Origin of the sequence: Variovorax davisae (assembly GCF_030316845.1) — a bacterium.
In the GTDB taxonomy this organism is placed as follows: domain Bacteria; phylum Pseudomonadota; class Gammaproteobacteria; order Burkholderiales; family Burkholderiaceae_C; genus Variovorax; species Variovorax davisae.
Map to the genome: position 1 here is coordinate 123,946 of NZ_JASZYS010000016.1, position 13,219 is coordinate 137,164.

At 67.6% G+C, this 13,219-nt stretch carries 13 protein-coding genes; 1 reads left to right on the forward strand and 12 read right to left on the reverse strand.

What is annotated here, in order from left to right:
- Nucleotides 1–16 precede the first annotated feature (16 nt).
- From QTI33_RS29150 to QTI33_RS29160, 3 genes are read right to left on the reverse strand one after another with little or no spacing between them, the layout of a single operon-like run.
- Nucleotides 17–1,324, reverse strand: a complete 1,308-nt coding sequence (locus QTI33_RS29150; RefSeq protein WP_286509963.1) for an HlyD family secretion protein — start codon at nucleotides 1,322–1,324, stop codon at nucleotides 17–19.
- A 40-nt stretch (nucleotides 1,325–1,364) separates the two neighbouring features.
- Nucleotides 1,365–2,840 carry an efflux transporter outer membrane subunit gene (locus QTI33_RS29155; RefSeq protein ID WP_286509965.1) on the reverse strand — a complete coding sequence of 492 codons (1,476 nt, stop codon included), beginning with the start codon at nucleotides 2,838–2,840 and terminating at the stop codon, nucleotides 1,365–1,367.
- Nucleotides 2,821–3,375 (reverse strand): MarR family winged helix-turn-helix transcriptional regulator, encoded by a 555-nt coding sequence (locus QTI33_RS29160; RefSeq protein ID WP_286509966.1) that lies wholly within the window; start codon nucleotides 3,373–3,375, stop codon nucleotides 2,821–2,823. Before QTI33_RS29160 ends, QTI33_RS29155 begins: the two co-directional genes overlap by 20 nt.
- 78 nt (nucleotides 3,376–3,453) lie before the next feature.
- On the opposite strand from QTI33_RS29160, the gene QTI33_RS29165 reads away from it, so the two are divergent.
- Nucleotides 3,454–5,256 (forward strand): ABC transporter transmembrane domain-containing protein, encoded by a 1,803-nt coding sequence (locus QTI33_RS29165; RefSeq protein WP_286509967.1) that lies wholly within the window; start codon nucleotides 3,454–3,456, stop codon nucleotides 5,254–5,256.
- 10 nt (nucleotides 5,257–5,266) lie between these two features.
- Here QTI33_RS29165 and QTI33_RS29170 read toward each other — a convergent pair whose 3' ends face one another.
- Genes QTI33_RS29170 through nuoI form a run of 9 tightly spaced genes read right to left on the reverse strand, consistent with a single transcriptional unit; the run spans nucleotide 5,267 to nucleotide 13,208 of the window.
- Nucleotides 5,267–5,707 carry a DUF1178 family protein gene (locus tag QTI33_RS29170; RefSeq protein ID WP_286509968.1) on the reverse strand — a complete coding sequence of 147 codons (441 nt, stop codon included), beginning with the start codon at nucleotides 5,705–5,707 and terminating at the stop codon, nucleotides 5,267–5,269.
- Nucleotides 5,708–5,714: 7 nt separating this feature from the next.
- Nucleotides 5,715–6,305 (reverse strand): NUDIX domain-containing protein, encoded by a 591-nt coding sequence (locus QTI33_RS29175; protein ID WP_286509969.1) that lies wholly within the window; start codon nucleotides 6,303–6,305, stop codon nucleotides 5,715–5,717.
- 1 nt (nucleotide 6,306) lies between these two features.
- Complete coding sequence (locus tag QTI33_RS29180) at nucleotides 6,307–6,630, reverse strand: DUF2818 family protein (protein ID WP_286509970.1); 324 nt, start codon at nucleotides 6,628–6,630, stop codon at nucleotides 6,307–6,309.
- A 7-nt stretch (nucleotides 6,631–6,637) separates the two neighbouring features.
- Complete coding sequence (gene nuoN / locus QTI33_RS29185; protein ID WP_286509971.1) at nucleotides 6,638–8,125, reverse strand: NADH-quinone oxidoreductase subunit NuoN; 1,488 nt, start codon at nucleotides 8,123–8,125, stop codon at nucleotides 6,638–6,640.
- An 8-nt stretch (nucleotides 8,126–8,133) separates the two neighbouring features.
- A complete protein-coding gene (locus QTI33_RS29190; RefSeq protein WP_286509972.1) occupies nucleotides 8,134–9,618 on the reverse strand; it encodes an NADH-quinone oxidoreductase subunit M in 1,485 nt (494 codons plus the stop codon).
- Nucleotides 9,619–9,642: 24 nt separating this feature from the next.
- Complete coding sequence (gene nuoL / locus QTI33_RS29195; protein ID WP_286509973.1) at nucleotides 9,643–11,661, reverse strand: NADH-quinone oxidoreductase subunit L; 2,019 nt, start codon at nucleotides 11,659–11,661, stop codon at nucleotides 9,643–9,645.
- A gap of 13 nt (nucleotides 11,662–11,674) precedes the next feature.
- Entirely contained in the window at nucleotides 11,675–11,983 is a 309-nt protein-coding gene (gene nuoK, locus QTI33_RS29200) for an NADH-quinone oxidoreductase subunit NuoK (protein WP_286371385.1), read from the reverse strand.
- A complete protein-coding gene (locus QTI33_RS29205) occupies nucleotides 11,980–12,627 on the reverse strand; it encodes an NADH-quinone oxidoreductase subunit J (RefSeq protein WP_286509974.1) in 648 nt (215 codons plus the stop codon). The genes nuoK and QTI33_RS29205 overlap by 4 nt, the downstream gene beginning before the upstream one ends.
- Before the next feature lie 38 nt (nucleotides 12,628–12,665).
- Complete coding sequence (nuoI, locus tag QTI33_RS29210) at nucleotides 12,666–13,208, reverse strand: NADH-quinone oxidoreductase subunit NuoI (protein WP_286371383.1); 543 nt, start codon at nucleotides 13,206–13,208, stop codon at nucleotides 12,666–12,668.
- Between the last annotated feature and the right edge of the window lie 11 nt (nucleotides 13,209–13,219).

Below are 13,219 nucleotides of genomic sequence, written 5' to 3' on the forward strand. Positions count from 1 at the left end.
GCGCGCGGTCGCCCGATCAGCCCGGATGCGCCTGCGAGGAGATCGGCGACACCGGCAGGCTGCTGGCCGCCGGCGCCTTCGGCGCCGGCTCATGGCCGAGGTTGGCGGCGATGATGCGCTGGACCACGGCGTCGGCGCCGCTGTCGAGCTGGCTGTAGACCTGGGTCTGGATCAGCGCGCTGCCGCGCGGGGCGTCGGCCAGCGACTTGCCGTCCTTCTTCGAGACGTCGATCTCGGCGTCCATCGACAGGCCGACCCGCAGCGGGTTGGCCTTGAGCTGCTCGGGGTCGAGCGCGATGCGCACCGGCACCCGCTGCACCACCTTGATCCAGTTGCCGGTGGCGTTCTGCGCCGGCAGCAGCGCGAAGGCCGAACCGGTGCCGACGCCGAGGCCGGCCACCCGGCCGTCGTACTCGACCTTCTTGCCGTACAGGTCGGCCGTGAGCTTCACGGGCTGGTCGATGCGGATGTTGCGCAGCTGCACTTCCTTGAAGTTGGCGTCGACCCAGAGCTGGTTCAGCGGCACGATCGACATCATCGGCGTGCCCGCGGCCACGCGCTGGCCGAGCTGCACGGTGCGCTTGGCGACATAGCCCTCGACCGGCGCCGGCATCGCGACCCGCTGGGTCGCCAGGTAGGCCTCGCGCACCTTGGCGGCCGCCGCGAGCACGCTCGGATGGCGCTCCACCGGCGTGCCGTCGGTCAGCGACTGGTTGGTGGTCAGCTGCTCGCGCGCCGACAGCACCGCGGCCTGGGCCGAGGCCAGCTGGCTCTTGGCGTTGGCCAGCGCGGTCTCGGAGTGGTTCAGCTCTTCCTTCGACACCGCCCCGTTGCCGGCCAGGGCCTGGCGGCGCTTGAGGTCGTCCTGGGCCCGGGCGATGTCGCTCTGGGCGCGCGCGATGTCGGCCTGGCGCAGCGTGACCTGGGCCGCCAGCGATGCGTTGTTGCCGTACAGGGTGCGCGCCTGGCGCACCGCCTGGGCCAGCGCCGCCTCGGCCTGCTCGAACGCCACCTTGGCATCCGACGGGTCGAGCTGCACCAGCGGCTGGCCGGCCTTCACGAGGTCGGTGTCGTCGGCCATGATCGCCATCACGGTGCCGCCGATCTGCGGCGTGATCTGGATCACGTTGCCCTGCACGTAGGCGTTGTCGGTCGATTCGTAGTGGCTGGCGACCAGCCATTCGTAGGCGCCCCAGGCGGCGCCGGCCACGACCACGACGGCGGCCAGCGTGGTCAATGCGCGGCGGCGCTTGTTGCTCGCGGCGGGGGCCTGCGCCACGGCTTCGGCAGACGCAGCGTTCGGGGTGTTGTTGCTGTTTTCCATGACAGTGTCTTTCGGATTCGGAGCGTTCGTTCGGAGATGTTCAGGGGTGCCGGGCCGCGGGCGCGGCGGCGGTGGTGGTGTCCGACGGCTGCCAGCCGCCGCCCAGGGCGCGCGCCAGGCCGACCTGGCTCTCGAGCGCACGGGCCGCGAGGTCGACGCCGTCGCGGCGCTGCGCCAGCACGGTGACTTCGGCCGTCAGCACGTCCAGGTAGTTGCCGAGCCCGGCGCTGTAGCGCTGCAGGCCGATGTCGTAGGCCGCCTCGGCCGCGTCCTGCGCCTCTTTCTGCTGGACTTGCTGGCGCGCCACGAACTGCACGCTCGAGAGCTGGTCGGCGACATCGCGCACCGCGTCGATGACGGTGCCGTTGTAGCTGTCGATCGCGGCGTCGAGGTCGGCCGACTTGCCGCGCAGGTTGGCGCGCAGGCGGCCGCCCTCGAAGATCGGCAGCCGGATCGCGGGGCCCACGCCCCACTGCTGGCTGCCCGACTTCAGCAGGTTGTCGAAGCCGATGCTCTGGAAGCCGGCGAAGGCCACCAGGTTGACGTTCGGGTAGAACTGGGTCTTGGCGTTCGCGACGTCGCTGGTCGCGGCCTCGACGCGCCAGCGGGCGGCGGCGATGTCGGCGCGCCGGCCCAGCAGGTCGGCCGGAATGCTCTGCTGCAGCGCCATGTTCCTGAAATTGGCGAGCCGCGGCGGCGTCAGCGCCTGCGTGGCGCCGGGCTGGGCCACCAGCGCGTCGAGCGCGTGCTGGGCGATCGCGATCTGCTCGTTGAGGGCTTCGATCTGCTGGCGTGCCTCGGGCACGCTGCTCTCGCTCTGCTTCAACTGCAGCCGCGTGTCGAGCCCGGCCGACACACGGTCGCGCACCAGCTTGAGCAGTTCCTCGCGCTGCGCCAGCGCGCGCTGGGCGACCACCATCCGGTCGTTCAGCCGCGCCCACTGCACGTAGCCGCGGGCGACGTTGCTGGCCAGCAGCACGCGGGCCGCATCGGCTTCGGCGGCGGCGGCGTTGGCCGTGCCGAGCGCGGTGTCGAGCGCGGTGCGGTTCTTGCCGAAGAAATCGATCTCCCAGCTGCCGTTGAACTGAAGGGTGCCGGTTTCCTGGACCGAGCCGCCCAGCGGCGCCGGATAGATGTAGTTCTCGCTGAACTTCTGGCGCGTGAGATCGAGCCCACCGTTGAGCTGCGGCTTGTCGGCGGCCTCGGTCGACATCACCGAGGCCTGCGCGCGCGCGAGCCGGGCCAGGGCGACCTGCAGGTTGGGGTTGCCCGCCACCGCCTGGTCGACCAGCGCATTGAGCTGCGGATCGCCGAAGGCCAGCCACCACTGGCTGTCGAGCGCCGGCGCGGCCTGGGCGGCCGGGGCCGCGGCCAGGCCCAGGCTCGCGGCGGTCTGCATCTTGGGGTTGGAGGCGGTCGCGCCCATGTCGGCGCAGCCCGCGACGGCCAGCACCAGCACGGCAGCGGCGATGGCGCTGGTACGGCGCAAGGCGCGCTCAGGAAGGAGTCGAGTCATTTTTCTTATCTCCACGGGCCGACAGGGCCTGTGCGTTGTCGAGGATCCGGCGCAGGTAGCCCTTGAGCTGCTCCCACTCCTCGTTGCTGAAGCCAGCCAGGTGCTCGTTCTGCACATGGCTGAGGATTTCGGGCACCTCGCGGGCCGCCGCGCGGCCTTCTTCGGTGAGTTCGATGTGGACCACGCGGCGGTCGGCCACCGAGCGCACGCGGCGGCACAGGCCCTTGGCTTCCAGGCGGTCGAGCAGGCGGGTCATGGCGCCGGTGTCGAGCTCGCATTCGCGGGCCAGTTCGGCCACGGTCGTGACCTTGCCCATGTGCAGCTTGTGCAGCGGCACCCACTGCGGATAGGTCGGCCCGGGATCGCACATGCGAAGCTCCACCGACTGGGCCACCGCGCTCAGGATCCGGCGCATCAGGTAGCCGATGCTTTCTTCCGCACGGTAGTTCTCGGCCTTGTAGAAGGCCGTGACCGCCGGCAACTCGCCGGGCGAAGGCGGCGCAGGGCGCGCTTCGGGGGTCTGGGATTCGGACATACCCGCATAGTAATTGCCTCGGCAATTACTGTCAAGGCGGCTTTTGGTGGGGCAAGCGTTAGCTAGAATGCTCGGGATATGGCCTCCTCTTCCCCTTCGCCCGCCAAAGGATCGCCAAAATCCTTGTCGGGCCTGGCGCCCTTCCTGCGCCCCTATCGCACCCAGATCGTCCTCGCGGTGGTGTTCCTGGTCCTGGCGGCGGCGACCACCCTGGTGTTCCCGATCGCCCTGCGCAGCCTGATCGACGGCGGCCTGGTCAACCCCGACAAGGGCGCCCAGACGATGGCGCTGCGCGAGCACTTCGTCGCCCTGTTCGCGGTCGCGGTGGCGCTGGGGCTGTTCTCGGCGGCCCGCTTCTACACCGTCAGCTGGCTCGGCGAGCGCGTCACGGCCGACCTGCGCAACGCGGTCTACGCCCATGTGCTGCGCCAGAGCCCGGTGTTCTTCGAGACCACCCAGACCGGCGAGGTCCTGTCCCGCCTGACCGCCGACACGACGCTGGTCCAGACCGTGGTCGGCTCCTCCCTCAGCATGGGGCTGCGCAACGCGGTCATGGGCGTGGGCGCCCTCGCGATCCTGGTCTGGACCAACCCCTACGTGATGGTCCAGGTGCTGGGCATCCTGGTGCTGGTGGTGCTGCCCAGCATGTGGTTCGGCCGCCGCGTGCGCAAGCTCTCGCGCGCCAGCCAGGACCGGGTGGCCGACTCCAGCGCGATCGCGGCCGAGGTGCTCAACGCGATTCCGGTGGTGCAGAGCTACACCGCCGAGGCCCGCGAGGCGGCCCGCTTCGACGCCTCCACCGACAGCGCCTTCCGCACCGCGGTGCGCCGCACGCGGGCGCGCTCGGTGCTGGTGGCCTTCATCATCATCGCCACCTCGGCGGCGCTGCTGTGGGGCCTCTACCAGGGCACGCAGGCGGTGCTGCGCGGCGACATCACGGCCGGCCACCTGGGGCAGACGGTGGTCTACGTGATCATCCTGGCGAGTGCCGCTGCGGTGCTCGGCGAGGTCTACGGCGACCTGCTGCGGGCGGCCGGCGCCACCGAGCGGCTGATGGAGCTGCTGCATGCCAGGCCGGTGATCGTGTCGCCCGCGCAGCCGGCCCAGGCGCCGGTCCCGGCCGCCGGCAGCGCCTTGTCGCTGGAGGGCGTCGGCTTCCACTACCCCTCCCGGCCCGGCACCCCGGCGCTGCGCGACTTCGACCTGCGGATCGCGCCCGGCGAGACGGTGGCGCTGGTCGGATCGAGCGGCGCCGGCAAGAGCACGGTGTTCCAGCTGCTGCTGCGCTACTACGACCCGCAATCCGGCCGGATCACGCTCGACGGCACGCCGCTGGCGGCGCTGTCCCTCGAGGCCTTGCGCGAGCGCATCGGCCTGGTGCCGCAGGATGCGGTCATCTTTTCCGCCAGCGCGCTGGAGAACATCCGCTACGGCCGGCCCGACGCCAGCGTCGAGGAAGTCCACGCCGCGGCCCGCGCCGCCTTCGCCGACGGCTTCCTGCGGGCGCTGCCCGAGGGCTACGACACCTTCCTGGGCGAGCGTGGCGTGCGGCTGTCGGGCGGCCAGCGCCAGCGCATCGCGATCGCGCGCGCGATGCTCAAGAACCCGCCGCTGCTGCTGCTCGACGAGGCGACCAGCGCGCTCGACGCCGAGAGCGAGCGGATGGTGCAGGCGGCCCTCGAATCGGCCATGACGGGCCGCACGACGCTGGTCATCGCCCACCGCCTGGCGACCGTGCAGAAGGCCGACCGCATCGTGGTGCTGGACCACGGCGGCATCGTCGAACAGGGAACGCACGCGGCGCTGGTGGCGCAGAACGGGGTCTACGCACGACTGGCCGCGCTGCAATTCGCGGCGGAACCCCAGGCCCAGCCGGCCTGAGCGCTGCAGGCTACTGCAGCGTCTCCTTGAGGGCTGCCGGCAACGGCAGCGAGAACACCGGAATGCCCTCGTCGGCCAGCGAGCGTGCCTGCTCGGGCGTCGCCTGGCCGCGGATGCCGCGCTCCTCGGCTTCGCCGTAGTGCATCTTGCGGGCTTCGTCGACGAAGCGCTCGCCGACGTCTTCGGTCCGGGAAATGACCTCGCGCACCGCGCGCAGCCAGCGCGCCTCGGGCGAATCGGCAGCCGGCGGCTTGGCCGGCGCGGCCTCTGCCGGCGGCCGGGCATTGCCGAGGTTCAGCCGCGGCGCAGCCAGCAGCTTGGTGATCGCGGTGTCGCCGCACATCGGGCACTCCACCAGGCCGTCGGCGAGCTGGGCGTCGAACGCGTCCTGCGACGCGAACCACCCCTCGAAGCCGTGGCCGTGGGCGCACTGGAGGTTGAGGACCTTCATGGGCCGATTATCGGCCGTCGGGCGATGACGCGCTGTCCCAGTCGAGCACCCATGCCCCCGACAGGACGTTCTGCAGCCACAGCGTGCAGGTCAACGTCTTGGCGTCCGACACCGTGCCGTCGCGGCACCACGCCATCAGCTCCTCGGGCGTGGCCGTGATGACGTCGAGGAATTCGCCATGGTCGAGCTGCCTGTCGCCCAGCGTCAGGCCGCGCGCGAAATAGACATGGATGATCTCGGTCGAATAGGCCACCGCCAGGTGCATCGCGCCGGCTCGCGCCCATTCGCGGGCGGTGTAGCCCGTTTCCTCGAGCAGCTCGCGCTGGCCGCACAGCAGCGGATCCTCGCCGGCGTCGAGCTTGCCGGCCGGGAACTCGGTCATGACATGGCCGATCGGGTAGCGGTACTGGCGCTCGAGCACCAGGCGGCCGTCGTCGAGCAGCGGGATCACCACCACCGCGCCCGGATGCACCACGTACTCGCGGGTCGCGGTGTGGCCGTCGGGCAGGCGCACCGTGTCGCGCTTGGCATGCAGGAAGTTGCCCTTGAACAGCAGTTCGCTGCCGGTGAGTTCTTCCCTGAGGTGCTTGTCGGTCATGTCAGTGTCCGTGCGCGTGCGCGTGGCGATGCTTCATGAGGTAGCGCCACGTGAAGCCCGGGAAGGCCAGCACGACGAACAGCGCCGCCGTCACGGCGTAGAACTCCCAGCCCTGCGGCGCGATCTGCCCGACCCGGCGCTCGAACAGCAGTCCGATGGCGCCGACCACGGCATAAAGCAGCACCAGCTCGGCCAGCCGGATGGCCAGCGACTTGGTGCCCGCCGCCAGCGGGACCAGGCCCAGCAGGCGCTCGTTCAGGAACGGCAGGTTGGCCGCCAGCAGCGCGAGCCCCAGCACCATCCAGACCGACGCGCTCTGGGACACGGCGCGCTCAGGTGGCCAGCGTGGCCACGATCGCGTTCGCGCACAGCGTCATGAGGCCGCCCGGCAGGATGCCGAGGATCAGGATCAGGGCGCCGTTGAGCGTCAGCACGGTGCGCACGTCGCGCGGTGCCGAGACGGTGCTCGCGGTGACCGGCGCATCGAAGTACATGACCTTGACCACGCGGATGTAGTAGAACGCGCCGATCAGCGACATCACGACCGCGAACACCGCGAGGCCGATGTAGAGGCCCTGGCCGGAGGCGATCAGCGCCTGCAGCACCGCCAGCTTGGCGTAAAAGCCGACCAGCGGCGGAATGCCGGCCAGCGAGAACATGGCGATCGCCATCACGCCGGCATACAGCGGGCTGCGCTGGTTGAGGCCGGCCAGGTCGGTGATCTCTTCGCTCTCGAAGCCTTCGCGCGCCAGCAGCAGGATGATGCCGAAGCTCGCCAGCGTGGTCAGCACGTAGGTGATGATGTAGAACATCGCCGCGCTGTAGGCGAACTGGGCGTTGTAGGTGTTGCCGTTGACCACGCCCGCCACCAGGCCGAGCAGCATGAAGCCCATCTGCGCGATGGTCGAATAGGCCAGCATGCGCTTGAGGTTGGTCTGGGCGATCGCGGCCAGGTTGCCGACCAGCAGCGAGGCGATGGCCAGCAGCGCCAGCATCTGCTGCCAGTCGATCGCCAGCGGCAGCAGGCCTTCGACCAGCAGGCGGATGATGATCGCGAAGGCGGCCAGTTCGGGCGCGGCGCCGATCATCAGCGTGATCGCGGTCGGCGCGCCCTGGTAGACGTCGGGCACCCACATGTGGAAAGGCGCGGCACCGACCTTGAACGCCAGGCCGGCGACGATGAAGACCAGGCCGAACACCAGCACCTGGTGGTTCACCTGGCGGCTCGCGATCGCCTTGAACACCTCGTTGATGTCGAGCGAGCCGGTGGCGCCGTACATCATGGACAGGCCGTAGAGCAGGAAGCCGCTGGCCATCGCGCCGAGCACGAAGTACTTCATGGCCGCCTCGCTGGCGACCGCGTTGTCGCGGCGCAGCGCCACCAGCGCATAGCTGGAGAGCGTCAGCAGTTCGAGGCCGAGGTAGATCAGCAGGAAATTGCTGCCCGACATCATGACGAACATGCCCAGCAGCGCCAGCAGGCTCATCGTGAACAGTTCGCCGCCCTGCAGCATGCCGCGGTCGCCCGCGTAGGGCCGGCCGTAGACCAGCGTGACCATCAGCGCCAGTGTCGCGAAGCACTTGAGCCAGTTGCCCATCGGGTCGCTCACGACCATGCCGCCGAAGCCGTAGATGGTCTTGCCCAGGGAGGCGTTGAAGCCGGTCAGCACCGCGACGATCGCGAGCGTGAGCAGGGTCAGGATGTAGGTGCCGGTGCGGCGCGGGCTGGTCGAGGCGAGATCGAGCAGCGCGATCACGCAGGTCATGATCAGCAGCACTACCTCGGGGTAGATCGTCATCCAGCTGAGTTTGTCAATCATCTTGTTTCTTACGGCAGCTTGGGCAGCTTGGAGATGGACACGTGCTGCAGCAGCCCGTCCACGGAGGCATTCATCACATCGGTGAAGGGCTTCGGATACAGGCCCATCCACAGCACGGCGATCGCCAGCAGCGACAGCATCAGGAATTCACGCGCGTTGATGTCGCTGAGTTCCTTCACGTGGTCGTTGCCGACCGGTCCCAGGTAGACCCGCTTGTACATCCACAGCGTGTAGGCGGCGCCGAAGATCAGCGCCGTGGCAGCGCCGAGGCCGAGCCAGAAGTTGGCCTTGACGGCGCCGAGGATCACCATCCACTCGCCGACGAAACCAGCGGTGGCCGGCAGGCCGCAGTTGGCCATCGCGAACAGCAGCGCGAAGGCCGCGAACTTGGGCATCGTGTTGACCACGCCGCCGTAGTCGGCGATCTGGCGCGAATGCACGCGGTCGTAGAGCACGCCGATGCAAAGGAACATCGCGCCCGAGACGAAGCCGTGGGCGATCATCTGGACGATGCCGCCGGCCACGCCGAGTTCGTTGAAGATGAAGAAGCCGAGCGTCACGAAGCCCATGTGGGCCACCGACGAATAGGCCACCAGCTTCTTCATGTCCTGCTGCACCAGCGCCACCAGGCCGACGTAGATCACGGCGATGAGCGACAGCGCGATCATGAGCCAGGCCCATTCGTGCGATGCATCCGGCGCGATCGGCATCGAGAAGCGCAGGAAGCCGTAGGCGCCGAGCTTCAGCATGATCGCCGCCAGCACCGCGGAGCCGCCGGTGGGCGCCTCGACGTGCACGTCAGGCAACCACGTGTGGACCGGCCACATCGGCACCTTGACCGCGAAGGCCGAGAAGAAGGCGAAGAACAGGAAGGTCTGGGCCTGGCCCGACAGCGGCAGCTGGTGCCAGGTCAGGATGTCGAAGCTGCCGCCCGACTTGTTGTACAGGTAGATCAGCGCGACCAGCATCAAGAGCGAGCCGAGCAGCGTGTAGAGGAAGAATTTGAACGCCGCGTAGATCTTGTTCGGGCCGCCCCAGATGCCGATGATCAGGTACATCGGGATCAGCGTGGCTTCGAAGAAGGTGTAGAACAGGATGCCGTCGAGGGCCGAGAAGGTGCCGATCATGAGCCCCGAGAGGATCAGGAAGGCGCCCATGTACTGGTTCACGCGCTCGGTGATGACCTCCCAGGCCGAGATCACGACGATCACGGTGATGAAGGCGGTCAGCAGCACCAGCCAGAACGAGATCCCGTCCAGGCCGACGTGGTAGTGGATATTGAAGCGCTCGATCCAGCGCTCCTTCTCGACGAACTGCATCGCCGCGGTGCCGTTCTGGAATCGCGACCAGAGCGGCAAGGTGACCAGGAAGCTCGCGACCGAACCGATCAGTGCGACCCAGCGCACGCCCCTGGCGTGTTCATCCCGACCGAAGGCCAACAGCACGACGCCGAAGGCGATCGGCATCCAGATGGCAAGGCTCAACAAACCCATTTTTGTTTTTCTCCAGAGAGCCGCTTACCGCTTGAACCAGACGAAGTACGACATCAGGACGAAGATGCCGAGCAGCATCGAGAAAGCGTAGTGATAGATAAAGCCCGTCTGCAGCCAGCGCACCGCACCTGCGATGCGGCCGACCAGCTTCCATGAGCCGTTGACGATGCCGCCGTCGATGATCCCCTGGTCGCCGCCCTTCCAGAGGCCGGTGCCCAGCGCGCGGGTGCCGCGGGCGAGGACGTTCTCGTTGAACCAGTCCATGTAGTACTTGTTCTCGAGCAGGGTGTAGATCGGGCCGAAGGCGCGCTTGATCGCGGCCGGCAGCGCCGGGTTGACCAGGTACATGTACCAGGACAGCACGACACCGGCGAGCGCGAGCCAGAACGGCGCCGCGGTCAGCCCGTGCAGGGCCATCGCGACCGGGCCGTGGAAGGCCTCGGCCAGTTCCTTCATCGCCGTGTGGCGGGTCTCGTCGATGACGATCGCACCCTGGAAGAAATCGCCGTAGAGCATCGGCTGGATCGTCATGAAGCCGATCACGACCGACGGAATCGCCAGCAGCACCAGCGGCAGCCAGACCACCCACGGCGACTCGTGCGGCTCGTGGTGATCGTCATGGCCGTGGCCATGGTCGTCGTGGTGCGCGTCCGGGTTCTGGTCGAAGCGTTCCTTGCCGTGGAACACCAGGAAGTACATGCGGAACGAATAGAAGGCCGTGACGAACACGCCCGCCAGCACCGCGAAGTAGGCGAAGCTGGAGCCCCACAGGTGGCTCTCGTGCACCGCCTCGATGATCGTGTCCTTCGAGTAGAAGCCGGCGAACAGCGGCGTCCCGATCAGGGCCAGCGAGCCGATCAGCGAGGTGATCCAGGTGATCGGCATGTACTTGCGCACGCCGCCCATCCAGCGGATGTCCTGGTTGTGGTGCATCCCGATGATCACCGAGCCGGCACCGAGGAACAGCAGCGCCTTGAAGAAGGCGTGCGTCATCAGGTGGAACACGGCCGCCGAGTAGGCCGAGGCGCCGAGCGCCACGGTCATGTAGCCGAGTTGCGACAAGGTGGAATAGGCCACCACGCGCTTGATGTCGTTCTGGATGATGCCCAGGAAGCCCATGAACAGCGCGGTGATGGCGCCGATCACGAGGATGAAGCTCAGCGCCGTGTCGCTCAGTTCGAACAGCGGCGACATGCGCGCCACCATGAAGATGCCGGCCGTGACCATGGTCGCGGCGTGGATCAGGGCAGAGATCGGGGTCGGGCCTTCCATCGAGTCGGGCAGCCAGACGTGCAGCGGGAACTGCGCGCTCTTGCCCATGGCGCCGATGAACAGGCAGATGCAGGCCACCGTGAGCAGCATCCACTCGGTGCCCGGGAAGCTCAGCTTGGCGAGCGCGTCGGCCTTGGCGAAGACTTCGCCGTAGTTCAGCGTGCCGGCGTAGGCGGCCAGCAGGCCGATGCCCAGGATGAAGCCGAAGTCGCCGACCCGGTTGACCAGGAAGGCCTTCATGTTGGCGAAGATCGCGGTCGGCCGGTTGTACCAGAAGCCGATCAGCAGGTAGGACACCAGGCCCACCGCCTCCCAGCCGAAGAACAGCTGGAGCATGTTGTTGCTCATGACGAGCATCAGCATCGAGAAGGTGAACAGCGAGATGTAGGCGAAGAAGCGGTTGTAGCCCTCGTCTTCTTCCATGTAGCCGATGGTGTAGATGTGGACCATCAGCGACACGAAGGTCACGACGCACATCATCATCGCGGTCAGGCCGTCGACCAGGAAGCCGACTTCCATCTTCAGGCCGCCGACGGTCATCCACTCGTAGATGGTGGCGTTGAAGCGGGCACCGTCGTTGACCACGCTGTTGAGCGTCATCGCCGAGATGATGAAGGACACCAGCACGCCGAGGATGGTCAGCGAATGGGTGACGCGGCGGCCGATGTGGTTGCCGCCGAACTTCGTGCCGAACAGGCCGGCGACGACGGCGCCGACCAGTGGCGCCAGCGGAACGGCCAGCAGGGTGGATGCGGAAAGAGTAGCGCTCATGAGTAAACCTTCTTCAGCCCTTCAGCGCATTCAGCTCGTCGACGTTGATGTTCGACTTGTTGCGGAACAGCAGCACCAGCAGCGCCAGCCCGATGGCCGACTCGGCCGCCGCGACCGTCAGGATGAAGAAGACGAAGATCTGGCCATGCATGTCGCCGAGGAAATACGAGAAGGCCACGAAGTTCATGTTGACCGCGAGCAGCATCAGCTCGACGCACATGAGCAGCACGATCAGGTTCTTGCGGTTCAGGAAGATGCCGATGACCGACAGCGCGAACAGCATCGCGCCGAGCGAAAGGAAATGTCCGAGCGTGAGCGTCATGCCTTGGTCTCCGCTGCGGGCGCTGCGGGCTCCGCGGCCGGTTCGGCCTGTCGCGTGACGGGCATCTGGACGATGCGCACGCGGTCGCGCGCCTTGACGCGGACCTGGTCGGCCGGGTTCACGTACTTGCTGTCCTTGCGGGTGCGCAGGGTCAGCGCGATGGCGGCGATGATCGCCACCAGCAGGATCACGGCGGCGATCTCCAGCGGATACAGGTACTGCGTGTAGAGCAGCTTGCCGAGTTCGAGCGTGTTGGAAGTGTCCGGTCCGGTGGCCAGCGGGCTCTTGGGCGCGCTCAGGCGGAAGCCGCCCATCAGCACCGCGGCCATCTCGAGCGCGATCAGCGCGCCGACGCCGGCGGCCAGCGGGAAGTGCTTCCAGAAGCCCTCTCGCAAGCCTTCGACGTTGATGTCCAGCATCATGACGACGAACAGGAACAGCACCATCACTGCCCCGACGTAGACCAGCACCAGCGAGATCGCGAGGAATTCCGCGCGCAGCAGGAGCCAGATGGCCGATGCCTGGAAGAACGCCAGCACCAGGTAGAGCGCCGCATACACGGGGTTGCGCGCGGTGATGACGCGGAAGGCTGCAAACAGCAGCACCGCGGCAAACAGATAGAACAGACCGGTCTTGACGTCCATGGGTCGGATTCGTTTTCTTCGAGGTTCAGCCAGCCGCTTTAGCGGTACTTGGCGTCCGCCGCCTTGTTGGCGGCGATTTCTTTTTCGTAGCGGTCGCCGACGGCGAGCAGCATGTCCTTGGTGAAGTACAGGTCGCCCCGCTTCTCACCGTGGTATTCGAAGATGTGGGTCTCGACGATCGAGTCGACCGGGCAGCTTTCTTCGCAGAAGCCGCAGAAGATGCACTTGGTCAGGTCGATGTCGTAGCGCGTGGTGCGGCGCGAGCCGTCGTCTCGCACGTCGGATTCGATCGTGATCGCGAGCGCCGGGCACACGGCCTCGCAGAGCTTGCAGGCGATGCAGCGCTCTTCGCCGTTCTCGTAGCGGCGCAGCGCGTGCAGGCCGCGAAAGCGCGGCGACAGCGGCGTCTTCTCTTCGGGGAACTGGACGGTGATCTTGCGGCTGAAGGCGTACTTGCCGGTCAGCGCGAGACCCTTGAACAGTTCCACCAGCATGAAGCTGGACAGGAAGTCCTTGAGCGAGAACGGCGCGGAGGCGGTCGTGGAGGAGCGCGCAAGCGCGCTGGCAGAAGGCGCAGTCATGGCAGTTCCAG

What these genes read in the sequence shown, in the direction of transcription:
- QTI33_RS29150 (WP_286509963.1), bottom strand. Translation starts at nt 1,324, where the DNA reads ATGGAAAACAGCAACAACACCCCGAACGCTGCGTCTGCCGAAGCCGTG.
- QTI33_RS29155 (WP_286509965.1), bottom strand. Translation starts at nt 2,840, where the DNA reads ATGACTCGACTCCTTCCTGAGCGCGCCTTGCGCCGTACCAGCGCCATC.
- QTI33_RS29160 (WP_286509966.1), bottom strand. Translation starts at nt 3,375, where the DNA reads ATGTCCGAATCCCAGACCCCCGAAGCGCGCCCTGCGCCGCCTTCGCCC.
- QTI33_RS29165 (WP_286509967.1), top strand. Translation starts at nt 3,454, where the DNA reads ATGGCCTCCTCTTCCCCTTCGCCCGCCAAAGGATCGCCAAAATCCTTG.
- QTI33_RS29170 (WP_286509968.1), bottom strand. Translation starts at nt 5,707, where the DNA reads ATGAAGGTCCTCAACCTCCAGTGCGCCCACGGCCACGGCTTCGAGGGG.
- QTI33_RS29175 (WP_286509969.1), bottom strand. Translation starts at nt 6,305, where the DNA reads ATGACCGACAAGCACCTCAGGGAAGAACTCACCGGCAGCGAACTGCTG.
- nuoN (WP_286509971.1), bottom strand. Translation starts at nt 8,125, where the DNA reads ATGATTGACAAACTCAGCTGGATGACGATCTACCCCGAGGTAGTGCTG.
- QTI33_RS29190 (WP_286509972.1), bottom strand. Translation starts at nt 9,618, where the DNA reads ATGGGTTTGTTGAGCCTTGCCATCTGGATGCCGATCGCCTTCGGCGTC.
- nuoL (WP_286509973.1), bottom strand. Translation starts at nt 11,661, where the DNA reads ATGAGCGCTACTCTTTCCGCATCCACCCTGCTGGCCGTTCCGCTGGCG.
- nuoK (WP_286371385.1), bottom strand. Translation starts at nt 11,983, where the DNA reads ATGACGCTCACGCTCGGACATTTCCTTTCGCTCGGCGCGATGCTGTTC.
- QTI33_RS29205 (WP_286509974.1), bottom strand. Translation starts at nt 12,627, where the DNA reads ATGGACGTCAAGACCGGTCTGTTCTATCTGTTTGCCGCGGTGCTGCTG.
- nuoI (WP_286371383.1), bottom strand. Translation starts at nt 13,208, where the DNA reads ATGACTGCGCCTTCTGCCAGCGCGCTTGCGCGCTCCTCCACGACCGCC.